This window comes from Rhodococcus sp. P-2 (genome assembly GCF_016598535.1).
GTDB classification, from domain to species: Bacteria; Actinomycetota; Actinomycetes; order Mycobacteriales; family Mycobacteriaceae; genus Rhodococcus_F; species Rhodococcus_F baikonurensis.
Map to the genome: position 1 here is coordinate 2,702,577 of NZ_CP066779.1, position 21,721 is coordinate 2,724,297.

24 protein-coding genes are annotated in these 21,721 nt (G+C 61.4%); 12 read left to right on the forward strand and 12 right to left on the reverse strand.

Going from position 1 to position 21,721, the window contains the following annotated elements; genetic code table 11:
• The first annotated feature begins 27 nt into the window (after positions 1-27).
• Both sigM and I7X09_RS12950 read left to right on the forward strand, forming a co-directional pair.
• Positions 28-654, forward strand: a complete 627-nt coding sequence (gene sigM / locus I7X09_RS12945; RefSeq protein WP_166810403.1) for an RNA polymerase sigma factor SigM — start codon at positions 28-30, stop codon at positions 652-654.
• Positions 655-707: 53 nt separating this feature from the next.
• On the forward strand, positions 708-1,424 hold the full coding sequence (locus I7X09_RS12950; RefSeq protein ID WP_200317163.1) for a hypothetical protein: 717 nt from the start codon (positions 708-710) through the stop codon (positions 1,422-1,424).
• Positions 1,425-1,429: 5 nt separating this feature from the next.
• On the opposite strand, the gene I7X09_RS12955 is transcribed toward I7X09_RS12950, so the two are convergent.
• Positions 1,430-1,996, reverse strand: coding sequence for a helix-turn-helix domain-containing protein (locus I7X09_RS12955; RefSeq protein WP_200317165.1), 567 nt, complete (start codon positions 1,994-1,996; stop codon positions 1,430-1,432).
• A 99-nt stretch (positions 1,997-2,095) separates the two neighbouring features.
• Between I7X09_RS12955 and nox the strand changes: the two genes are divergently transcribed.
• The 4 genes from nox (at position 2,096) to I7X09_RS12975 (ending at position 6,127) form a co-directional block, all read left to right on the forward strand.
• On the forward strand, positions 2,096-3,307 hold the full coding sequence (gene nox / locus I7X09_RS12960) for a 4,4'-dithiodibutanoate disulfide reductase (RefSeq protein ID WP_200317175.1): 1,212 nt from the start codon (positions 2,096-2,098) through the stop codon (positions 3,305-3,307).
• Between the two features lie 131 nt (positions 3,308-3,438).
• Positions 3,439-4,446 carry a thioredoxin-disulfide reductase gene (gene trxB, locus I7X09_RS12965; protein WP_003942521.1) on the forward strand — a complete coding sequence of 336 codons (1,008 nt, stop codon included), beginning with the start codon at positions 3,439-3,441 and terminating at the stop codon, positions 4,444-4,446.
• Between the two features lie 38 nt (positions 4,447-4,484).
• Entirely contained in the window at positions 4,485-4,808 is a 324-nt protein-coding gene (gene trxA, locus I7X09_RS12970; RefSeq protein WP_003942530.1) for a thioredoxin, read from the forward strand.
• A gap of 128 nt (positions 4,809-4,936) precedes the next feature.
• Positions 4,937-6,127, forward strand: coding sequence for an N-acetylmuramoyl-L-alanine amidase (locus I7X09_RS12975; protein WP_124566988.1), 1,191 nt, complete (start codon positions 4,937-4,939; stop codon positions 6,125-6,127).
• 20 nt (positions 6,128-6,147) lie between these two features.
• On the opposite strand, the gene I7X09_RS12980 is transcribed toward I7X09_RS12975, so the two are convergent.
• From I7X09_RS12980 to rsmG, 4 genes are all read right to left on the reverse strand, one after another.
• The gene (locus I7X09_RS12980) at positions 6,148-6,831 is read right to left on the reverse strand and encodes a hypothetical protein (protein ID WP_007729135.1); all 684 of its coding nucleotides are present in this window, start codon (positions 6,829-6,831) and stop codon (positions 6,148-6,150) included.
• Between the two features lie 255 nt (positions 6,832-7,086).
• Positions 7,087-8,127 carry a ParB/RepB/Spo0J family partition protein gene (locus I7X09_RS12985; protein WP_200317177.1) on the reverse strand — a complete coding sequence of 347 codons (1,041 nt, stop codon included), beginning with the start codon at positions 8,125-8,127 and terminating at the stop codon, positions 7,087-7,089.
• 1 nt (position 8,128) lies between these two features.
• Positions 8,129-9,130: a ParA family protein gene (locus I7X09_RS12990; protein WP_003942510.1), complete on the reverse strand. Its 1,002-nt coding sequence runs from the start codon at positions 9,128-9,130 to the stop codon at positions 8,129-8,131.
• An 81-nt stretch (positions 9,131-9,211) separates the two neighbouring features.
• A complete protein-coding gene (gene rsmG, locus I7X09_RS12995; protein ID WP_019746204.1) occupies positions 9,212-9,892 on the reverse strand; it encodes a 16S rRNA (guanine(527)-N(7))-methyltransferase RsmG in 681 nt (226 codons plus the stop codon).
• Between the two features lie 572 nt (positions 9,893-10,464).
• Between rsmG and I7X09_RS13000 the strand changes: the two genes are divergently transcribed.
• Entirely contained in the window at positions 10,465-10,698 is a 234-nt protein-coding gene (locus tag I7X09_RS13000; RefSeq protein WP_200317179.1) for a hypothetical protein, read from the forward strand.
• Between the two features lie 359 nt (positions 10,699-11,057).
• On the opposite strand, the gene I7X09_RS13005 is transcribed toward I7X09_RS13000, so the two are convergent.
• The 7 genes from I7X09_RS13005 to rpmH form a co-directional block, all read right to left on the reverse strand.
• Positions 11,058-11,549: a DUF6301 family protein gene (locus I7X09_RS13005; protein WP_200317181.1), complete on the reverse strand. Its 492-nt coding sequence runs from the start codon at positions 11,547-11,549 to the stop codon at positions 11,058-11,060.
• A gap of 257 nt (positions 11,550-11,806) precedes the next feature.
• A complete protein-coding gene (locus I7X09_RS13010) occupies positions 11,807-12,133 on the reverse strand; it encodes a hypothetical protein (protein ID WP_200317183.1) in 327 nt (108 codons plus the stop codon).
• Between the two features lie 121 nt (positions 12,134-12,254).
• A complete protein-coding gene (locus tag I7X09_RS13015; protein WP_003942504.1) occupies positions 12,255-12,818 on the reverse strand; it encodes a Jag family protein in 564 nt (187 codons plus the stop codon).
• Positions 12,819-12,838: 20 nt separating this feature from the next.
• Positions 12,839-13,945, reverse strand: coding sequence for a membrane protein insertase YidC (gene yidC / locus I7X09_RS13020; protein ID WP_003942570.1), 1,107 nt, complete (start codon positions 13,943-13,945; stop codon positions 12,839-12,841).
• A gap of 4 nt (positions 13,946-13,949) precedes the next feature.
• Positions 13,950-14,330 carry a membrane protein insertion efficiency factor YidD gene (gene yidD, locus I7X09_RS13025; protein WP_007729147.1) on the reverse strand — a complete coding sequence of 127 codons (381 nt, stop codon included), beginning with the start codon at positions 14,328-14,330 and terminating at the stop codon, positions 13,950-13,952.
• Positions 14,327-14,707, reverse strand: a complete 381-nt coding sequence (rnpA, locus tag I7X09_RS13030) for a ribonuclease P protein component (protein ID WP_003942450.1) — start codon at positions 14,705-14,707, stop codon at positions 14,327-14,329. The genes yidD and rnpA overlap by 4 nt, the downstream gene beginning before the upstream one ends.
• 26 nt (positions 14,708-14,733) lie before the next feature.
• Positions 14,734-14,877, reverse strand: coding sequence for a 50S ribosomal protein L34 (gene rpmH, locus I7X09_RS13035; protein ID WP_003942540.1), 144 nt, complete (start codon positions 14,875-14,877; stop codon positions 14,734-14,736).
• A gap of 780 nt (positions 14,878-15,657) precedes the next feature.
• Between rpmH and dnaA the strand changes: the two genes are divergently transcribed.
• The 5 genes from dnaA (at position 15,658) to I7X09_RS13060 (ending at position 21,710) form a co-directional block, all read left to right on the forward strand.
• A complete protein-coding gene (gene dnaA / locus I7X09_RS13040; RefSeq protein WP_095969313.1) occupies positions 15,658-17,220 on the forward strand; it encodes a chromosomal replication initiator protein DnaA in 1,563 nt (520 codons plus the stop codon).
• A 584-nt stretch (positions 17,221-17,804) separates the two neighbouring features.
• Positions 17,805-18,989, forward strand: a complete 1,185-nt coding sequence (gene dnaN, locus I7X09_RS13045) for a DNA polymerase III subunit beta (protein WP_007729165.1) — start codon at positions 17,805-17,807, stop codon at positions 18,987-18,989.
• A 44-nt stretch (positions 18,990-19,033) separates the two neighbouring features.
• Positions 19,034-19,942, forward strand: a complete 909-nt coding sequence (gene gnd, locus I7X09_RS13050; RefSeq protein ID WP_124566984.1) for a phosphogluconate dehydrogenase (NAD(+)-dependent, decarboxylating) — start codon at positions 19,034-19,036, stop codon at positions 19,940-19,942.
• Positions 19,943-21,172, forward strand: coding sequence for a DNA replication/repair protein RecF (gene recF / locus I7X09_RS13055; protein WP_124566983.1), 1,230 nt, complete (start codon positions 19,943-19,945; stop codon positions 21,170-21,172). It begins immediately after the preceding gene.
• Positions 21,165-21,710 (forward strand): DUF721 family protein, encoded by a 546-nt coding sequence (locus I7X09_RS13060; protein ID WP_003942471.1) that lies wholly within the window; start codon positions 21,165-21,167, stop codon positions 21,708-21,710. The genes recF and I7X09_RS13060 overlap by 8 nt, the downstream gene beginning before the upstream one ends.
• The last annotated feature ends 11 nt before the right edge of the window (positions 21,711-21,721 follow it).

A 21,721-nucleotide genomic window follows, 5' to 3' on the forward strand; every position in this document is an offset into this window, starting at 1 on the left:
ACCTACCGACTGGGCTAATATCCGCCCGTGCACAGTTATCGGGGGGGCACCGGGGGCGGAGCCGGAAATTTCGAATCCAGAAGTCTCGAGAACAAAAATCTCGAGGCGACGGATTTCGAATTGTTGACCGCTCATGTCGCGGGCGATCGACACGCGTTCCGTGAACTACTGCTCCGGCATCAGGATCATCTGTGGCACGTTGCCCGGCGAACGAGCTACTCGGACGAGGACGCGGCAGACGCTCTCCAGGAGGGTCTGCTGTCCGCGCACCGCAAGGCGGCGAAGTTTCGCGGTGACGCGGCGGTGCGTAGCTGGCTCCACACCATCGTGGTCAATGCCTGCCTCGACCGGATCCGACGCAACAAATCGCGGGCCGCATTCTCTCTGTCTTCCGAGAATGCGGAAGAACCCCGTGATCACCGCGATTACGCGGCAGGAGTGGACATGAGCCTGACCGTCGAACAGGCACTGGCATCGCTGCCCCCTGAGCAGCGTGCTGCCGTCGTCGCCGTCGATGTCGAGGGGTATCCGGTGGCCGAGGCCGCCGAGAGGTTGGGAGTGCCCGTAGGGACCGTGAAGAGTCGCTGCGCCCGCGCGCGTAAGCGCCTCGCCACCCAGTTGGAAGACTTTCGCGAAGGCGGGAACCATTCGTGAACCGGACGCGTCCTATCTTGTAAGCGTCCACACCGACTGCCGAGGGAGGGTTCATGACAGATCCGTCTGTTCGTGTTCCGTCGCCTCCGTATTCGGAAGACCTACTAGCGGATCTTCACGCCGGGGTTCTCGATCCCGAAACCAGTGCAGCCCTGTGGCCGCGGGTGCACGCAGACCCCGACGCCCATGCATTTGTCACTACTCTCGACAGCGTCACGGCATCACTCGCGACACTGAACTCGCGCGAGGCCACTCACGAACGGATTCCGAATTCGCTTGCCGAGCGAATCAATTCGGCACTGGATAAACAGTCCAGCCAGGTCGAGCCGCCAGCAGAGACAACCGTCGTGCCGTTCCGGCGACGCCCACAAGCGTGGGTGCTCGGTGCCGCAGCAGCCGTGTTGGTGGCCTTCGTGATCGTTGTGGTCGGAACCCGAGATTCCGAGCCTGCCGAAAGCGTTGTCGCTCAACCAAGCACACCGGCGACGTCTGCTGTCGACGATCCGGATTCGGCGTCCCTTCTCTCACTCATCGGCTCCGAAAACCTTGGACCACTGGAAGATCCGCCCAAGCTTGCCGGCTGCCTCAGTGCCAATGGCATCGACGAGGGCAGGCCTGTCCTCGGCTCCGGTGAGGTTCGCATCGACGGTGCACCTGCGATAGTCCTCCTCTTCGCGGGGTCGCAGCCGCGTCAGATCACCGCACTGACTGTTGGCATCAACTGCAGCGACGAGAATCCGAATACGTTGTCAATCAAGAACATCGGTTGACGGTGTCAGCGCGGCGTTGCCGCGGGAAGCAGGAGCTCGAGGATTCTCCCGCGCAATGCATCCGTATCGTCCTCGACCGCTATCAGACTCGAAAACATCGCTGCTCCGGCCGCCAACACCAGCACAGCCTTGGCATCGAGCAGTGCAGATTCGGGATCTTCGGCATTCTGACGGAACAGTTGCGTGCTCGGCCCACTGAAACCGCGCCACAATTCGTTGCGTAAGTCGTCATGGTCGCGCAGCGCAGCCAGCAGTCCCGGCGACGCGGCGCGAACCTCGGGCCGCGAGAACAGCTGAGCACTTCCCTCCACCACCCAACGGATCCAACCGTCACGGTCGGTGCCCTCGAACGGTGTCAGGTCTGGTGTCGCGCCCAGAATGGACCCGAGAACAAGATGCGCCTTCGACGGCCATCGCCGTGACATCGAAGCTCGGCTGACCCCTGCCCGTGCCGCGATCGCCCGGAGACTGAGTTGCTCCCATCCGACCTCGAGGAGCATCGCTCGGGTGACCTCGAGGACTGTGTCGTCGATGCGTGGGTCTCGTGGGCGACCTGATCCTGTGGCGTTCATCGTGTCGAATTGTCGGACAGATTGGGAGTAGGCGCTATATCGTCGTAGTTACGAGTCCACTGGCATCGTAAAGATCAGGCCGCCGCAGGAAAGTTGAAAATGACCACAGCGCCCACACCGTCGATATTCGAACCCGCACGTCTCGGCCCCCTGACCTTGCGCAACCGCATCGTCAAGGCTGCGACGTTCGAGGGCGTCATGCCCAGGGGAGCGGTCTCGGACGATCTGATCAACTTCCACGCCGAAGTGGCTCGGGGCGGGGCCGCGATGACCACTGTCGCCTACTGCGCCGTCTCACCAGGTGGACGCGTCCACCGCGACACCCTTGTCATGGACGAGCGCGCGCTGCCGGGACTGCGCAGGCTGACCGACGCCGTCCACGCCGAAGGCGCACTTGCCGCGGCGCAGATCGGCCACGCGGGACTGGTCGCCAACACTCTTTCCAACAAGACGAAGACTCTGGCGCCGTCGACCCGGCTGAGTCCGCCCGCGATGGGCCTCGTCAAAGGCGCGACACTTGCCGAACTCGACGGTGTCGTCTCCGACTTCGAACGGACCGCTCGCGTCGCAGTGGACGCAGGATTCGACGCCATCGAGGTCCATCTCGGTCACAACTATCTACTCAGTTCTTTCATGAGCCCCAATCTGAACAAGCGCCACGATCGATACGGTGGCAGCGTCGCCAGGCGCGCCGAGTATCCGCGTCGAGTCATCGAAGCGGTGCGAAGGGCCGCTGGATCCAGCGTGGCGGTCACCGCGAAATTCAACATGTCCGACGGGGTGCCGAAAGGTCTGTGGCTCGACCAGAGTCTGCCGATCGCACAGATCCTCGAAGGCGACGGCCACCTGGACGCGATGCAATTGACCGGTGGCAGTTCACTTCTCAACGGAATGTACTTCTTCCGTGGCGAGGTACCACTGGCTGAATTCGTCGCCTCCCAACCGAAACTCGTCGGGTACGGGTTGAAGTTCTACGGTCCCAAACTCTTTCCGACGTACCCGTTCGAGGAGGGCTTCTTCCTGCCCTTCGCCCGTCAGTTCCGGCAGGCACTGAGGATGCCGCTGATCCTGCTCGGCGGCATCAACCGCGTCGACACCGTCAACCACGCACTGGATGAAGGATTCGAATTCGTCGCCATGGCGCGTGCGCTCCTCAGGGACCCGCAACTGGTCAACAAATTCCAGGCCGAGAGCGCCGACGAGGGACTGTGCATCCACTGCAACAAGTGCATGCCCACCATCTACACCGGCACGCGCTGTGTGGTTCGGGACGCGCTGGTGGTTCGGGAGGCACTGCGCCCCGCCCAGTGAGCCCCGCGCTGTGAGCTGCGGACTGTGAGCCACTTTCCAGCCGAGTGCGGGAACAACACCCCTTATCCTGGTGTTGATCGGTACGGCTCTCCAAGAAGCGGAGGGTCTGCACTCACTATTGGAAGGCTCGCATGACCACCCAGCTGGAAAACACGCCCGCGGTCCATGACGTCATCATTGTCGGTTCCGGACCGGCCGGCTACACCGCTGGTGTCTACACCGCGCGCGCTGAGCTCCAGCCCCTGCTCTTCGAGGGAACCCAGTTCGGTGGCGCCCTCATGACCACCACCGAGGTCGAGAACTTCCCCGGATTCCGCGAAGGAATCATGGGCCCCGACCTGATGGAACAGATGCGTGAGCAGGCACTTCGCTTCGACACCGACATCCGCACCGAGGACGTCGAGGAGATCGATCTCAGCGGCCCGATCAAGACGGTTGTCGCGAACGGCGAAACATACGCCGCGCACGCGATCATCCTCGCCATGGGTGCGGCTGCCCGTTACCTCGGCATTCCCGGTGAAGAACGCCTCCTCGGCCGCGGCGTCAGCGCCTGCGCCACCTGCGACGGCTTCTTCTTCCGTGACCAGGACATCGTCGTGGTCGGCGGCGGCGACTCCGCGATGGAAGAAGCAACCTTCCTCACCCGCTTCGCTCGCTCGGTCACCCTGGTGCACCGCCGCGAGGAGTTCCGCGCCTCACGGATCATGCTCGAGCGCGCCAAGGCCAACGAGAAGATCCGCTTCCTGACCAATGCAGAGCCCGTCGAGGTGCTCGGCGAGAACAGCGTCACCGGCCTCGTCGTGCGCGACACTGTCACCGGCGAGACCTCCACACTCGAGATCACCGGCATGTTCGTCGCCATCGGCCACGACCCGCGCAGTGAGCTCGTCAAGGGCCAGGTAGACCTCGACGACGCCGGATACGTCCGCGTCGCCCCCGGTTCCACCGCGACCTCCGTCGACGGCGTCTTCGCTGCCGGTGACCTGGTCGATCACACGTACCGTCAGGCGATCACCGCTGCCGGCACCGGATGCTCCGCAGCTATCGACGCCGAACGCTGGCTGGCCGACCGCGGCGACATCACCGCCAACACGCTCGACGCAGCCGGCCACACCGTCGACGTCGTCGGCGCTCCCTGATTCACAAAGCTGTCGTACCCAACCCTCGAGGAGTAACAGTGTCGAATACCGTCACCATCACCGACGATTCCTTCAAGCAGGACGTCCTGGGCAGCGACAAGCCCGTTCTGGTCGATTTCTGGGCAACCTGGTGCGGCCCGTGCAAGATGGTCGCCCCGGTCCTCGAGGAGATCGCCGGCGAGAACAGCGAGAAGCTGACCGTCGCGAAGCTCGACATCGATGCCAACCCGGCAGCCGCGCGCGATTTCCAGGTCATGTCGATCCCGACGATGATCCTGTTCAAGGACGGCAAGCCGATCAAGACGATCGTCGGCGCCAAGGGCAAGGCCGCGCTGCTCAAGGACCTCGCAGACGTTCTCTGACGGGCGAGTGAGCATCGTGGATTCTCGCAATCCACAGAATTTCTGAGATAATCGATCGATGTGCCTGATCGGGTCTACGACCAGGCACATCGATCGAATTCGTTAACCGATCCGAGAGGCTTTCACGCATGCACAGACTCCGACACGGCGATCACGGCCCGGCCGTCGCCGAGATTCGGGGCACATTGACGAAGCTGGGATACCTCCATCACGGAACTTCCGGCATTCGACGTGAAAGCGCCGACGGTGCCCACTGGGTTGCACCCGACGCCATCTTCGATCATCAACTCGACAGCGCCGTTCGTGCCTTCCAACAGCAGCGTGGGCTCCTTGTCGACGGCATTGTGGGTCCGGCAACCTATCGGTCACTTCGTGAGGCCTCGTACCGCTTGGGTGCCCGTACGTTGATTTACCAGTTGTCAGCGCCGCTCTACGGCGACGACGTCGCAGCTCTGCAGGCCAAACTGCAGGACCTCGGCTTCTACGCAGGCCGGGTCGACGGTTTCTTCGGCCCGCAGACCCACGAATCTCTCTCGTCTTTCCAGCGGGAAATCGGGATTGCGGCCGACGGTATCTGCGGACCGCAGACACTGCGCTCACTGGAACTGCTGGGAACTCGCGTCACCGGCGGATCGCCACATGCGATCAGCGAAGAGGAATTGGTCAGGCGCAAGGGCCCGCAGCTGGGTGGAAAGCGCATCGTCATCGATCCCGGCCTCGGTGGGCCGTCCACCGGCACCATCGTCAACGGCATCTCCGAAGCCGACATCCTCTGGGATCTGGCCATGCGCCTCGAGGGGCGGATGGCTGCAACCGGGATGGAAACCTTCCTCTCCCGACCGCACAACGCCGATCCGACCGAGGCCGAGCGCGCACTGACGTCCAACGCATTCGACGCCGATCTGATGATCTCGCTGCGCTGCGACAGCAACTCGAGCCCATCGGCGAACGGCGTCGCGAGCTTCCACTTCGGCAATTCGCACGGTTCGGTCTCGATGATCGGGCAGGTGTTGACCGGTTTCGTTCAGCGCGAGATCGTTGCGCGAACCCCGTTGCGGGACTGCAGAACTCACGGTCGGACGTGGGAGTTGTTGCGCCTCACCAACATGCCGACGGTGCAGATCGATCTCGGCTACCTGTCAAACGCGTCCGACGTTGCGGTACTGACGAATCCGCGGATGCGTGACACCATCGCCGAAGCCATCTTGATCTCGGTCAAGCGGCTGTATCTGCTGGGTCAAGACGATCAGCCGACCGGCACCTTCACCTTCGCCGAGCTTCTCGCAGAAGAACTTTCGGTAGCCGACCGCATTTCGTAGGTCCTGCGGTCGGCACCTGTTCACACTCTGGCGAGTTCGCTGATCTCCACCATCTCGAGAGCTGCGGCCTTCAGTAGACGGTCGAGGGCTTCTTCGACGTCGACTTTCCATTCGTGGTCTCGATTGAGCTCGAGGCGAAGGCGCGGGTAACGATGGTGCGGTGCCACAACCTCGAAACCGTAATCCTCGAGGAACTCGGCACTGATCATGCATTCTGCGGGTGAACATTCCAGAGCTGCCGTTGCACTGGCCACGTCGGAAGCAGGTCCCAGGTCGTCGCTACGGATACCGAATGCTTCGAGCGCACGAACTCCGCGTCGAACCAGATCTGTCACGACAGCGGCCAGCAGGCTTGGCCCTAGCTCTTCCTCTATGCCCGAGGGCTCGAGGCGAAGGCTTGTGAGAAGCACTGCGTCCGAACTGACCGGACTGGTGGGAAACAGTTGCGCGCGTGGGATCATGCGGGGAGGGGCGTACAGCGCGCTGCCGAGCGGCTTTCCGTCGCGGACGGCCACCTGGCCGCACGAACCCCACTCGAGCATGACCATCGACAGCCAGGCTTCCTTCTCGAATTCCTGATCGCAGAATCCTCGGGCGTCGTGAAGCGCGCCCGGGTCCATCTCCCAGAACACGCATCGACGCGCATGGGCGGAAAGCTGATCGAGGCTGTCGAGCGTGAGAGAGGTGATGACGTGAGTCGACACTGACTAACTCACTCTCCGTAGGTCCCCGAAGCGGTTTCGATGCTCGCCCGCCGCTTTTTTCTTCTCCAGGATAGGCCAGCTGTACCGAGTCGGCAGTGGCGCGAGAGTTGATCGCTCTAATGTATTGCTGTTCAACATCTTTCGTCCCGGTTCAAGATTTCGAGAAGCTCGGATCACCTATTTTCGTCACAGTGACGAAAATAGGTGGTGTGCCCGGTCATCGTCATTACGTCACCAAACGGGCGTCCGAGTTCACTACGTCGATTTCTGCGCTTCCATCATTCCGACGATGCGTTGCAGGTCGTCGACCGAGCCGAATTCGACCACAATCTTTCCCTTCCGCTTGCCCAGACTGACAGTCACCCGGGTGTCGAACGAGTCCGACAGACGCTCGGCCACATCCTGCAGACCCGGCATCACGATGGGCTTGCGCTTCTGCGGGGGAGCGATCTCATTGTCCGCCCGGTTGGCAAGAGTGACGGCTTCCTCCGTCGCCCGAACCGACATTCCTTCCGCGACGATGCGCGCCGCCATGACTTCCTGCGCGTCGGCACCCGCCTCGAGGGACAGTAGTGCGCGAGCATGGCCGGCCGAAAGTACGCCGGCCGCCACACGGCGCTGAACCGCCACCGGCAGCTTCAGCAGACGAATCATGTTGGTCACGACGGGACGCGAACGTCCGATCCGATTGGCCAATTCTTCGTGCGTTACTTCGAACTCCTCGAGCAACTGCTGATACGCCGCTGCCTCCTCGAGGGGATTCAACTGCACTCGATGGATGTTCTCGAGGAGCGCGTCGCGCAACATCGAGTCGTCATCAGTTTCGCGAATGATCGCCGGAATCTTCTCCAGTCCGGCTTCCTGGCTCGCACGCCAGCGACGCTCACCCATGACAAGTTGGTACTTGTCACCGTGACGACGGACCACGATCGGCTGCATCAAGCCGAACTCGCGGATCGAGTGAACCAACTCCGCGAGTGCTTCCTCGTCGAAAACGCTGCGAGGCTGCTTCGGGTTCGTCTCGATCAGGCTCGGTTCGATCTCGAGATAGACCGCGCCGGTCGGCTCGAGTTCTGTCTCCGGCGCCGCTTCGACGGCGGCCTTGGCAGCCGGCGCCTTGGTAGCTTTCAGCGTTTTCGGGGCGGCCTTCGTCGGTGGGGGAGGGGAGGGGTTGCGCTTGTCGACGCCGATTACGACGTCCGCTGCAGCCGATCCCAGACCCGGCGCCGTCGCCGGCCCAGTGGGAATGAGAGCAGCCAAGCCGCGGCCCAATCCACCTTTGCGTGCTTGACTCATCTCACTGCTCCTGGGTCGTCGTGGTGGCAGAGCGGGCGGCAAGTTCGCGTCCGGCGTCGAGGTAACTCATGGCGCCACGTGAACCTGGGTCGTAATCGAGAACTGTCATTCCGTATCCGGGAGCCTCGGAAACCTTCACGCTGCGCGGAATCACTGCGCGCAGGACGGCCTCACCGAAGTGTTTGCGTACTTCTTCGGCGACCTGATCGGCCAGCTTGGTACGCCCGTCGTACATCGTCAGAAGGACGGTGGAGACATGCAGATCCGGGTTCAGATGAGCCTGGACGAGTTCGATGTTGCGGAGCAGCTGACCGACCCCCTCGAGGGCGTAGTACTCGCACTGGATCGGGATCAGAACTTCCTTGGCAGCGACCATCGCGTTGACGGTCAGCAGTCCCAGCGAGGGTGGGCAGTCGATGAGGACGAAGTCGACGTCGAGCTCTGCGAGCACCTTGTCGTTGAGCGCCCCTTTGAGTCGATTCTCGCGGGCAACCATGGAGACCAATTCGATCTCGGCGCCTGCCAGATCGATCGTCGCGGGAATGCAGAGAAGCCGCTCACTGTGCGGGCTGGTCTGGATCGCCTCCGGGGCCTTCACTTCGCCTATGAGCAACTCGTAGCTCGACGGGGTGCCCGAGGTATGGACGACGCCCAGCGCCGTGCTGGCGTTGCCCTGAGGGTCCAAATCGACTACCAGGACCGTGAGTCCTTGAAGAGCGAGCGCCGACGCAAGGTTCACTGTGGTCGTCGTCTTACCGACGCCACCCTTCTGGTTCGCGATGGTGATTACGCGACGGAACGCCGGTTTCGGCAGTGTCACCGAATGTGGATGAAGCACCTGGCTCGCTCGATGCGCGGCCGCCCCGATGGGAGTCTCCTCCGAAGAGATCGCCGCGTAGGGGGCGGTGAAATTGTCGTCGTCGTTGACAATCTGATCCGCACCCGCGCTGGTGTGCTGCTTCGGTGTTTCACGTGAAACGGCGGATTCAGATCGACCCGACATTGACTGCTCCTTCGATTGGGAATCGATCACTAGGTGCTCTCATCATCTGTACATTGCTCTCGATTGCATGCGTGTAAATCATCAACGCTGGCGACGCTTCGGGAGACGTTCGGCCTTCACCACCACGGTGGGGGTGCGGAGAATCTTGGCTCCACATTCGAGTATTTCCAACTTACCTGCGCCCAATTTGGTGAGCGCCGTTCGGTCCCGCTCGATCTCCTCGGCGGCGCTCGAGCCCTTGAGTGCCAGCATCCGACCGTGCTCGTGGATGAGCGGAAGGGACCAACGTGCGAGCTTCTCCAGAGGCGCCACGGCCCGCGAGGTGACTACGTCCGCACCGCCTGCTTCCTTCACGACACCCGATTCCTCGGCTCGCCCTCGGACAACCAATACGTCCAATCCGTTGGACTCGATGAACTCCGCGAGGTACACCGAGCGTCGAAGCAACGGTTCGACGAGAGTCACCTTAAGGTCCGGGCGGGCGATCGCGAGAGGGATTCCGGGTAGGCCGGCGCCGCTTCCTACGTCCACAACCGACTCACCTTCGGCGATCAGTTCACCGATCACTGCGCAATTGAGAAGGTGGCGCTCCCACAGCCGAGGAACCTCACGGGGACCAATGAGCCCGCGCTCGACACCATCCGTCGCAAGGGATTGGTAGTACCGTTCCGCGATCTCGTATCTGTCACCGAACACTGCGCGCGCAGTCTCTTGTTCGTCCCAGTCAACCGACGCCGCACCATTCTGTTCCACGTGAAACATCCTCCCGCGTAAACCGCGAAATCAACAATCAAGACCGAAATCATTATCCGCTCTGAAGCCGACATGTGTTCGCTTCTGCACACCGACTCGCTGTGAGTCTGCCGACTCGTTCATTCTTTGGGAAGTATTCAGACCAAAATTCAAGCGGGGGAGGGGAGGGGTTCACGTTCCACGTGAAACATCGCGCTGAGAAATCTTGCAATCTGACGAGTTTCACGTGAAACATACCCGGGCGATCGAATGCGGATAGCAGCGCGATTCTTAGTATCATCACAGTGACGAAACTCCCATCGGTAGTTACATGGATGGAATTCTGACCCAAAATGGGCAATTTTCAACGAAAAAGTGGTTGCAGAAAATCGCGGGCGTCGGGCTGCCGAGCCGACTCGGTCAGTCTGACGCAGTCCATCTTTTGACGCGGATGTTCTTCGGTACCAAGTCTCGGACAGTTCCGATATCTCATCGCCGGTTGCAGCGAGCCATTCATCCGTCGGCTTGACTCGCCCGCTGCGGGGGACCGGAGACTTGGCATCACAAACCGCGAATCAATCCACAGAGCTCCGCAACACATATTGCGCATCGGAGAGTTCGCCCTCGATGTGGAGACCGGTGTCGGCGGGAAGATCAAAGTCGAGCAGGTGCCCCTGCCCTATGCGCAGGATGAATTCCTGCGCCTGGATTCGAAAGCGCTGCAGGCTCTGCGCGATTACGATCCGCGCTTGGAGCAGGAGTTGTTGGACGGCAAGGACTACGACCATCTGTTGGTGCATACCGAACCCGGAACCAACAAGATCACCGCTTACTAGTTCGATCCGGGCACCGCCAAGTCATTCCACCTCGAACAGCCCGGACCCGCTCTCGTGCCGACACCAGCAGTGGGTGTGGGCGCGACGCCGATCGCGCACACCCCGCGAGTCAACCGAGCTCAGGGCGGTCCCGTGATTACCCCGACCCGGTCCGCAGTGTATTGACCGGAGCCCTTTTTAAATGAGGTCGATTCCTGCTTGCTCGGCAAAGTAGTCGCCGCCGATCTCACCCCCGAAGCACACAACAGCATCATCGACTTTGCGTGGCGACGAAGCCCATTCGATGTGAGTGGTCCGATTCGTGTGAGGAGCGCGCAAACCTGTTCCCGCACCGGATGCGATCTCGCCGACCTCGATCGCTAGTCCTCGTTCTCGTACTCCGGTTCGGGCACATCCACCCATGCCTGATATCCCGGACTCGTCAGACGCAAGTCGATCGCATTGACACCCAGGTGCAGTGAAATGACCGCTTTCGGCAGGTCCCACCGGAGAGCTGCCTTTGGTTCGAGTTCGGCGCTCGTGGCTGTCCCCAGGAGTGCGGTAAATGCCACATCGAGGTTCGTGAACCCTTCGTCCAGCAGCGGGCGCACCACTGTCATGGGCGTAGCGTCATCTGCCACGTCCGTGACGAAGATCGAGATCCAATTCATTCTGTGTTGCCGCCCGAACATTATCGATTCGGGCCGACCGACACGGAGTCCGGTCCGAATTGAGGCGCCGGTTTGATCCAATTCAACGACCTCCCATCCAGCTCGTGCGCAGAAGGGTTCCAGGTCGTCGACGGCCCAGGTCCAGTCGAATTCTGCGGCGAGGCGGGCGATACGGGTGGCGCCTTCGATGTCGACGTGCATGTGTGGATGCTACTTACTTCTTGATCGTTGTTGACGACGGCCCGATCGGGAGGCGGAGGAGGTGAAGGCTGGCGGGTTGTCGGTCATCGGATGCCAGCGCCGAAGGTGACGACCTTGCCAGCAGGCCTGACGACGTCACGTCGGTGATCCATTGTGGCGGCAATCTGGGGCGGAGATCGAGGGCGTGGGGCAACAACCATCGATCTGGTTTCACGTGAAACGAAGGCCGGCTATTCGGTCTGGGGGAGGGGAGGGGCTCACATGTAGTACGGCATGTTGTCGATCGAATATCCGAACATGCACAGTGCACCCCCGACAAACAAGAAGGCAATCGCGAAGCTGAGCATGACCGATCTCCCGGATCGCCATGCCAGTGCAAGTGGAATGAATACGACGGCGACTACTCCCAGCGGCAACAACCAACAGAGCCAATACTTCAGACCGCCCGGCGGGAAAGACTGGACTTCCATTTTCTGCTGCAGTTCGAAGACCACGGGCCAATAACTCAGGCCACACACGAGAATCCCTATCAAGGCCCCAAGGGTCATCAATCCGAGAGGGAATCCGGAGCGCTCGTAGGACATGTCGACAACGATAGGCACCCAACCTTCACCGTGCCGAGAGATTCGGTTTCACGTGAAACACCTCTCGGACACAAAAGCGGGCCCCGGAAAATCCGGGGCCCGCATTCGATCAAGGGGAGTGTCAGTCCTTGAGGACAACCACTCGGCGAGACGGCTCAGCGCCTTCGCTCTCGCTGGAAACACCGGCGACCTTGGCGACGGCGTCGTGCACGATCTTGCGTTCGAACGGCGTCATCGGAGCAAGCTCTTCGCGTTCGCCGGTCTCGAGAACACGCTGTGCAGCTTCCGCACCGAGAGCACTGAGTGCCTCGCGCCGGCCCGCACGCCACCCGGCGATGTCGAGCATCAAGCGGCTGCGCTCTCCGGTCGACTGCTGAACAGCCAGACGAGTCAGCTCCTGGAGAGCATCCAGAACCTCACCTTTGCGTCCCACGAGCTTGGTCAGGTCGTCGCCGCCGTCGATGCTGACGATCGCCCGATCGCCCTCGACGTCAAGGTCGATGTCTCCGTCGAAATCGAGAACGTCGAGCAACTGCTCGAGGTAGTCGCCGGCGATCTCGCCCTCTTCGATCAAATCGTCATCGGAATCGTCGATGTCTACATCCACATCGGTAACCGGCGCAGTGGTCTCGGTGCTCACGTCTGCGTTCTCTCCATCCACAACGATGTCAGCTTCACTGGACATTGGTCGTTCTCTTTCCTGGATCAGCGCCGTTTATTGCGCTTGGGGGAGTTGCCGCGGTTGCTCTGTGGCCGGTTCTGTTTCGGTTTCGACGTGGAACCACCACTGGAACCCGAGGGCTTCGGCTGTGGCTTCTTGAGCGAAACTTCCGGGGCATCGCCGTCGTCGTCGGCTGAATCCGCGGTCTTCAGCGCAGCCGGGGATCCCTTCTTCTTACTGGGATCGGGACGGGCACCGGGCTTGGGCGCATTGTCATTGCGGCGGGTGATCGCTTCCTGCTTCTTGGCTTCTTCTTCGGCGTCGATCTTGCGGAAGACGAGGTGCTGCTGACCGTAGGTCCAGATGTTGTTCGACACCCAGTACAGGAGGATCGCGATCGGAAGGAACGGTCCACCGACCAGAACGCCGAGCGGGAAGACGTACAGCGCGAGCTTGTTCATGATCGCGGACTGCGGGTTCGCGGCAGCTGCTTCGCTCTGACGTGCAACCGAAGCGCGGGAGTTGAAGTGCGTCGCGATGCTGGCGATGATCATCAGCGGAGCTGCCACGAGAATGATGTTCAGGCGTGACGGAAGCTCGGGAACGTTCTCGGTGACGTAAGCCTGGAGCTGAGCAACCGGCGTCGTGATTGCCGCCGAGATGGGTGCGCCGAACAGACGAGCATCCAGGAACGACTGGACGTCGGTGGCCGAGAAGACGTAGTTCGGGGTGTTGAGGTTGTCCTCGGCGCTCATGCCCAGCTGGCCCATGCCGGTGCCGGTGCGGTTGAACGAGCGCAGGACGTGGAACAGACCGATGAAAACCGGTGCCTGAGCCAGGACCGGCAGACAGCCCATGATCGGGTTGAATCCGTGCTCCTTCTGGAGCTTCTGCATCTCGACGGCCTGGCGCTGACGGTCGCCCGAATACTTCTTCTGCAATGCCTTGATCTGTGGCTGCAGTTCCTGCATCTGTCGGGTCGTGCGGACCTGCTTCACGAACGGCTTGTACAGAACCGCACGCAAGGTGAACACCAGGAACACCACGGAAAGCGCCCAGGCTATTCCGTTGTCCGGGCCGAGAATGAACCCGAAGACCTTGTGCCAGACCCACAGAATCGCGGATACCGGATAGTAGATGAAATTGAGCACGGCTCTAAGTACTCCTCTGTTCGTCCGTCGGACTGTGACACGCTGCGCGTGCTTCCGGACAGCTATGGCGGCTACCCGCATCACGGTCACGACGGGCAGGGACAGGGTCCCACCCTCCAGAATGCCAGGGGGCACACTTCGCCAACCGCACCACAGTCAAGAAAAGGCCTTTGATCGCCCCGTGAGTGCGCAGCGCTTCGACTGCGTATTCACTGCAGGTGGGGGTGAACCGGCAGGTCGGCATCCTCAAGGGCGACACATACGTCCGGTACAACTCGATACAGAAGATGAGAACAGTGGCGGGAGCGCGACGCACAGCCTTCAACACCGTGATGACACGGGAGGCTCTGGGAGTCTCGATCTGCTCAGAGAGCGGAGTACTCATGGCTCTTCACTTACCGACACCAATAGGTTCATTTTGGTCAGGCCCCCACGCAACTGCTTGGCCAGTTCAGCTGAACTGGCGGTAGCTGCGCCCGGAAGTGCGCGGATTACCACGTCCGTCTCCGGTGAAACCTGTCCGACGAAATCTGCACAGATATGACGAAGCCGGCGTGCGACTCGATGTCGAATCACCGCCGGCCCGACAGCCTTGCTCACGATCAGCCCGAAACGGGGACCGTGATTTGTTACTACCAGCGCCTCTACTTGCTCGCGATCGAACGCGTGCACGACAAGGTCGCGTCTTCCCATACGACGTCCACGTCGCACCGCCACGGAGAAATCCGCGTGGCGACGCAACCGGAACGGCTCAGGCAACACCCCGAGCTCCTGAACTCGAAATCAGATCAGGCGGTGAGGGAATCGCGGCCCTTACGGCGACGCGCCGAAACGATTGCACGACCCGCACGGGTACGCATACGAAGACGGAAGCCGTGAACACGCGCGCGGCGGCGATTATTCGGCTGGAACGTCCGCTTGCCCTTGGCCACGGTCAACACTCCTCGAAGTTCATTGACGCCTCCCGGCGTCATTCAGTGATCGACGCCTTACGGCGTCTTTGGATCCAACAGGTACAGAACAATCAACTTCACTCGTTGCGGCTTGGAAGACCGATCCGACCTGACATATGTAGCCAGCACGAAGCGATCACCACCAGCGGGTGACCGTTCGAGGTTACTTACCACCGTTGCCAAGGTCAAACCAGCCCGATTCGGAGCCCTTCCGCGGCAACTGCGGCGACACGCCGACACTTCCATTATTCCGCAGATTCCATTCTCGGTGTGCATACGGCCGTGACCTCGAGCGAGGCAGCAAGTGTGACCTTGGCAACAGTTCCGCTACGGACCACAGGTGGCCTGCAGGCAACCCTGACAGTTCCACCTGCGCGTGCTCTCGACAAGGCCTCATCAGCACATACGGGGATGAGCGCCGGACGCGACCCCGAATCCCGAGTTTCCACATTCATCCACAGGGCTGTGAGTGTTGACGCATCCCCGACACCAAGTGGCGAACGCCTCGAGTTCCAGCAAAGTTGCAGGTAGATCAATTTCTCGATCACTTTGACGAATTTGGTTGACGAAAAAACCGACTCAGTGCAGGTTTGTCCACATCTGTGGATAATTGTGTGGAAACACAGCCCAGGTGGCATATTCGTAGCCTGTTACGGGGTTCTCACCCCGGGTGGTAATCCACCGAATCATTCGACGCCGCAGCCATACGCTCGGCAGCTGCAGCACACCCACTGTCGGCGAAACACGGGAAGGAACCACGTGAACGACGATCCCAACGCGCTCGCACGGGTCTGGGTCGACGTGGTTGCAGAACTCACGAGTGATGACCCCGGAAGTAATCTTCCGGCTTTGAGCAGCAAGCAGAAGGCATTCGTCCGTCTGGTGAGGCCTCTCACACTTGCTCAGGGTTTTGCACTCCTCTCGGTTCCATCGCCATTTGCTCAAGAAACGATCGAGCGCGATCTCCGCGAGCCGATCCTGCAGGCACTCGGCCGCCACCTCGGCGGCCAGGTCGAGGGACTCGGTGTCCGCATCGCACTCGAAGACGATGCCGACGCACCCGCCGAACCGGTCGAGGAGCGCACGGGCAGCCGTCAGTTCGAGTCGGTCAACTCCTCCGGCGCATACCGTCGTCGACGGTTCACCGAAGGCGACGGCGAACCGTCGGACTCCGAGACTGCCGAGTCCGAAGAAGTCGACGACGACCGCGAAGCACTGGCAAGCGTTCACGAATCGTGGCCGTCGTACTTCACGAAGCCGCCTGCTACTCCTTCTGCTTCGGGGTCCGGCGCGAACAGTCTCAACGCGAAGTACACCTTCGACACTTTCGTGATCGGATCGTCCAACCGATTCGCGCATGCCGCTGCGGTCGCGATCGCGGAGGCGCCGGCGCGTGCGTACAACCCGTTGTTCATCTGGGGAGCTTCAGGACTGGGCAAGACCCACCTTCTTCACGCCGCCGGCCACTACGCGCAGCGACTGTTCCCCGGCATGCGGGTCAAGTACGTCTCGACCGAAGAATTCACCAACGACTTCATCAACAGTCTTCGTGACGACCGCAAGGTCGCGTTCAAGCGTCGATACCGGGAAACGGACGTCCTGCTGGTCGACGACATCCAGTTCATCGAGGGCAAGGAAGGTATCCAGGAGGAGTTCTTCCATACCTTCAACACCTTGCACAACGCGAACAAGCAGATCGTCGTCTCCTCGGACCGTCCGCCCAAGCAGTTGGCAACCCTCGAGGAGCGTCTGCGGACGCGCTTCGAATGGGGCCTGATCACCGACGTTCAGCCGCCTGAGCTCGAGACGCGTATCGCGATTCTGAGCAAGAAGGCGAGGATGGATCGCCTCGAGGTCCCGCACGACGTCCTCGAGTTGATCGCCAGCCGTATCGAGCGCAACATTCGTGAACTCGAGGGCGCGTTGATCCGCGTCACCGCTTTTGCCTCGCTCAACCGCCAGCCGTTGGATCTGACGTTGGCCGAGGTGGTCCTGCGCGATCTGATGCCCGATTCGTCGAGCCTCGAGATCAACGCGGCGACGATCATGGCGGTGACGGCCGAATACTTCAACATGTCGATCGACGACCTGTGTGGGCCGGGTAAGGCCCGGCCACTCGCTCAGGCCCGCCAGATCTCGATGTATTTGTGCCGTGAGCTCACCGATTTGTCATTGCCGAAGATCGGTCAGACGTTCGGCCGTGACCACACGACGGTCATGTACGCAGACAAGAAGATCCGTAAGGAAATGACGGAACGCCGCAAGGTGTACGACCAGGTTCAGGAGTTGACCGCAAGGATCAAGCAGCGCTCCAAGCGCTGACCTGCACTTATTTCGATCGATGCCGCTCGAGGCAGAGGTTCCCTCGAGCGGCATCGGTGTATTCGAAGGGTTCCACGTGCGGTCCCCTCGAGGGCGGTTGTCCACCTCGAGGGACGACACGCCGGAGTCGGACACGCCGATGAGAACAAACTCTTCGTTTCTTGTGAAAAGTATTCACATCTGTGGATAACTGTGTTGATAACTCTCAAAGTCTGTGGAGTTCTCGAGGAGGAATCCAAAAACTTTCAGAGAGTGCACAGAGGGGGCCGATTGGTCCTCGAGTCTGTCCTCGAGAAGTGCACAGGCCCTCGAGGGGACCTACCAGCGTCGACAACCGTTGCTCCACAGATTGCACAGGACTTATTACTACTACTGAGAATTTCCTAGGAAAAGCTCTTTGAAAATAGTTCTGGGGACAACTCCTGTTGAGAACCTCGCCTCAGACTGCGCTCGTCCCGGCTTCGGCTTTCCACTTGCGCCCTCGAGGGCATACGGTGGGCATCGCTTGGTCTGTGTCAGACTTCAAGTGAGCTGATGCAGATCCGCAGCAGACGAACATGCCTACCGAGAGGAATAACCCGGCGATGGAGCTTGGAAGCCTGAAGTTTCGCGTTTCCCGGGAAGAGTTCGCTGATTCAGTAGCGTGGGTTGCTCGTAGCCTGCCCTCGAGGCCGCCTGTGCCGGTTCTCGGCGGAGTTCTTCTCGACGCAACCGAAGCCGGCCTCACCGTTTCCGGGTTCGACTACGAGGTATCTGCGCAGGTCCGCGTCTCGGCAGATGTCACAACTGCAGGTCAGGCACTCGTCTCGGGTCGCCTCCTTGCCGATATCACCAAGTCGCTTCCCAACAAGCCGGTCGATGTGACCCTCGAGGGCACTCGCGTGCTCATCTCGTGCGGAAGCGCCAAGTTCTCCCTGCCCACGATGCCGGTCGAGGACTACCCCCAGCTTCCGACGCTTCCGCAGCAGTCCGGGTCCATTCCCGTCGACCTGTTCTCCGAAGCCATCAGCCAGGTAGCCGTTGCAGCCGGCAAGGACGACACCCTTCCGATGCTCACGGGTATCCGTGTCGAGATCGAACAGAATTCGATCGTCCTCGCCGCTACCGACCGTTTCCGTCTCGCCGTGCGTGAACTCGAGTGGACTCCGGCAAATCCCGACGTCCAAGCTGCTGTTCTCATCCCGGCCAAGACTCTGTCGGAGTCCGCGAAAACGCTTGCCGGCAATGCAAATTCGCCGGTCGAGTTGGCTCTCGGTTCCGGCACGACCATCGGAAACGACGGACTTCTCGGCATCGTCAACGACGGACGCCGCACCACGACGCGTCTCCTCGACGCCGAGTTCCCGAAGTTCCGTCAGCTGCTGCCCGCTCAGCACACCGCGATGGCAACGGTCGAGGTCACGCCTCTCATCGAGGCCATCAAGCGTGTGGCACTCGTCGCCGAGCGTGGCGCACAGGTTCGCATGCAGTTCTCCGCTGACGGCCTGCTCCTCTCCGCTGGTGGCGACGACGCCGGCCGCGCGGAAGAGACGCTCAACGCCTCGTTCCAGGGCGAAGCACTCACCATTGCGTTCAACCCCGGTTACCTGATCGACGGGTTGAACTCGCTTCACAGCGAAAACGTTCTGTTCGGCTTCACCACTCCCAGCCGCCCGGCTGTTCTTCGCCCCGCGGCCGAGGAAGAGCCCACGGCAGACGAGTCCGGTAACTTCGCTGCGCCCTCGAGCGAGTACACGTACCTGCTGATGCCGGTTCGACTTCCGGGCTGAGTGGTACCCCGCACTTCAGTTCGCGCCTGACCAGGGAGAACAGTATGAAGATCGGACTCGTAGGTCTCGGCAAGATGGGCTTCAACATGCGTGAGCGCTTGCGCGCGCATGGCCTCGAGGTGATCGGATACGACCCTCGACCTGAAGTCACCGACGTCGGGTCTCTTGCCGAACTCGCTGCTTCCCTCGAGGGACCTCGAGTCGTGTGGGTGATGGTTCCTGCCGGCGAAATCACTCAGAGCACCATTGCCGAACTGGCGGATGCCCTCGAGGGCGGCGATCTGGTCATCGACGGTGGAAACTCTCGCTTCACCGACGACGCCGTTCATGCCGAGCTGTTGGGCGCCCGTGAGATCGGTTTCCTCGACTGCGGTGTCTCCGGTGGCATCTGGGGCCGTGAGAACGGCTACGGACTGATGGTGGGCGGATCCGAACCCGACGTGGCGAAGGCAATGCCGATCTTCGACGCCCTTCGCCCCGACGGCGACGCGGCCGACGGTTTTGTCCATGCCGGCCCGGTCGGTGCTGGTCATTACGCAAAGATGGTGCACAACGGCATCGAATACGGCCTGATGCAGGCGTATGCCGAAGGGTACGAGCTCCTCGAGGCGGAAAGCCTGATCGCGGACGTTCCCGGTGTGCTCCGAGCCTGGTCGAAGGGAACCGTCGTACGTTCGTGGTTGCTCGATCTGCTTGTCGACGCCCTCGAGGAGGATCCGGAGCTTGCGCAGATCACGGGCTATACCGAGGATTCCGGCGAGGGCCGCTGGACCGTCGAGGAAGCCATCAAGCACGCTGTCCCCGCTCCCGTCATCTCCGCTGCTCTGTTCGCGAGATTTGCTTCACGACAGGATGATTCACCGGCCATGAAGGCTGTGTCCGCCTTGCGCAATCAGTTCGGCGGTCACGCGGTCAAGAGCGCTTCGCCCAAGAATTCGGCTTCTGGAAGCTAAGTGTTCGTTCGTAGATTTTCGCTGCGGGACTTCCGATCCTGGGATTCGCTGACGCTCGACCTCACACCGGGAACAACTGTCTTCCTCGGTTCGAACGGGCACGGTAAAACCAACGTCCTCGAGTCACTCGGGTATCTGTCGACACTGTCGTCTCATCGAGTGTCCACGGACGCACCGATGATCCGCAGCGGTTCCGCGAGTGCTTTTGCCGGTGCAACGGTGGTCAACAACGGGCGCGAACTGACCATCGATGTCGAACTGATCGAGGGAAAGTCCAACCGCGCCAGGATAAATCAGTCTCCGACGCGTCGCCCACGCGAAGTGCTGGGGATTTTGCAGTCGGTGATGTTCGCGCCGGAAGATCTGTCGTTGGTACGTGGTGATCCTGGTGATCGTCGACGCTATCTCGACGAGTTGTTGACGTCGCGGATTCCCCGAATGGCTGCTGTCCGTGCGGATTACGACAAAGTTTTACGCCAGCGTTCGGCGCTGCTCAAAACTGCCGGTGCGGCTTTGCGCCGCGGTTCTCGTGGTGGTGAGTCGGACAACGTCCTCTCCACCCTCGAGGTGTGGGACGGGCATCTGGCCGCTCACGGCGCACAATTGTTGGCTGGGCGCCTCGAGTTGGTCCACGATCTGGCGCCGCACCTGGCGGAGTCGTATCGTTCCATCGCGCCCGAATCCCGGCCGGCCTCGATCCGATACAAGAGCAGCCTGGGTGCGTCGTTGGATCCCGAATTCACCGACCCTGCAAGGATTTCCGGTATCGACGACGTTGCGTACCTCGAGGAGCGATTCCATCTCGAGTTGGCGCAGATGCGTTCGAAGGAAATCGATCGCGGAGTGTGTCTGGTCGGTCCGCATCGGGACGACCTGGAGCTGATTCTCGGCGACAGTCCGGCGAAAGGCTTTGCCAGTCATGGTGAATCGTGGTCTTTCGCGCTTTCGCTGAGACTGGCAGGTTTCGCCCTGCTACGCGCCGACGGCAGCGACCCGGTATTGATGCTCGACGACGTGTTCGCGGAATTGGACCGTCGTCGGCGTCGTGCGCTCGCCACCGTTGCCGCCACCGCAGAACAGGTGCTGATCACGGCCGCTGTTCCCGAGGACGTGCCGGACGAACTCGAGGCGACCAAGTTCGGCGTCGAAGCTTCCGATACCGGAGACGGTCGGATATCCCGGATAGTGCCCGTAGGCTCGACGGATCAGGAGGTCGAGATCGATGACTGAAGACAGCAGCGCGGCTCCGGAGCCCGAGCTCAAGGGGATCGATCTGGCGCGCCGTGCCCTCGAGGAGGCGCGCGCGACAGCCAAGGCCAACGGCAAGGCCGTCGGGCAGGGGCGTTCTTCGCCCAAATACGGAAGCGGCCGCCCGCGTCGGCGCAGCGGTTGGTCCGGCCCCGGCCCGGATGCGCGGGACCCTCAGCCGTTCGGTGCTCTCACCAGCGCTATCTCCAAGTCGCGTGGGTGGTCCCCCAAGGTGTCCGAGGGCACGGTCCTCGGTCGGTGGCCGCAGGTCGTCGGTGAAGACATCTCCGCGCACGCCGAGCCGATTTCTCTGAAAGAAGGTGTTCTCAGTATCTCCGCCGAGTCGACGGCATGGGCTACTCAGTTGCGCATGATGCAGTCCCAGATCCTGGCCAAGATCGCTGCTGCCGTCGGTGACGGTGTCGTGAAGACGCTGCGCATCACCGGTCCGAGCGCGCCTAGCTGGCGCAAGGGTGAAAGGCATGTGAAAGGCCGCGGACCTCGCGATACGTACGGCTGAGGAAAACTCAA

Excerpts from the sequence above, each read along its gene's own strand:
- I7X09_RS13060 (WP_003942471.1), top strand. The coding sequence starts at position 21,165 with ATGACTGAAGACAGCAGCGCGGCTCCGGAGCCCGAGCTCAAGGGGATC.
- I7X09_RS12950 (WP_200317163.1), top strand. The coding sequence starts at position 708 with ATGACAGATCCGTCTGTTCGTGTTCCGTCGCCTCCGTATTCGGAAGAC.
- I7X09_RS12990 (WP_003942510.1), bottom strand. The coding sequence starts at position 9,130 with ATGTCGGGTCGATCTGAATCCGCCGTTTCACGTGAAACACCGAAGCAG.
- I7X09_RS13005 (WP_200317181.1), bottom strand. The coding sequence starts at position 11,549 with ATGCACGTCGACATCGAAGGCGCCACCCGTATCGCCCGCCTCGCCGCA.
- gnd (WP_124566984.1), top strand. The coding sequence starts at position 19,034 with ATGAAGATCGGACTCGTAGGTCTCGGCAAGATGGGCTTCAACATGCGT.
- dnaN (WP_007729165.1), top strand. The coding sequence starts at position 17,805 with ATGGAGCTTGGAAGCCTGAAGTTTCGCGTTTCCCGGGAAGAGTTCGCT.
- I7X09_RS13010 (WP_200317183.1), bottom strand. The coding sequence starts at position 12,133 with ATGTCCTACGAGCGCTCCGGATTCCCTCTCGGATTGATGACCCTTGGG.
- nox (WP_200317175.1), top strand. The coding sequence starts at position 2,096 with ATGACCACAGCGCCCACACCGTCGATATTCGAACCCGCACGTCTCGGC.
- I7X09_RS13015 (WP_003942504.1), bottom strand. The coding sequence starts at position 12,818 with ATGTCCAGTGAAGCTGACATCGTTGTGGATGGAGAGAACGCAGACGTG.
- I7X09_RS12955 (WP_200317165.1), bottom strand. The coding sequence starts at position 1,996 with ATGAACGCCACAGGATCAGGTCGCCCACGAGACCCACGCATCGACGAC.
- I7X09_RS12985 (WP_200317177.1), bottom strand. The coding sequence starts at position 8,127 with ATGAGTCAAGCACGCAAAGGTGGATTGGGCCGCGGCTTGGCTGCTCTC.
- I7X09_RS12975 (WP_124566988.1), top strand. The coding sequence starts at position 4,937 with ATGCACAGACTCCGACACGGCGATCACGGCCCGGCCGTCGCCGAGATT.
- rsmG (WP_019746204.1), bottom strand. The coding sequence starts at position 9,892 with ATGTTTCACGTGGAACAGAATGGTGCGGCGTCGGTTGACTGGGACGAA.
- yidD (WP_007729147.1), bottom strand. The coding sequence starts at position 14,330 with ATGAGTACTCCGCTCTCTGAGCAGATCGAGACTCCCAGAGCCTCCCGT.
- trxB (WP_003942521.1), top strand. The coding sequence starts at position 3,439 with ATGACCACCCAGCTGGAAAACACGCCCGCGGTCCATGACGTCATCATT.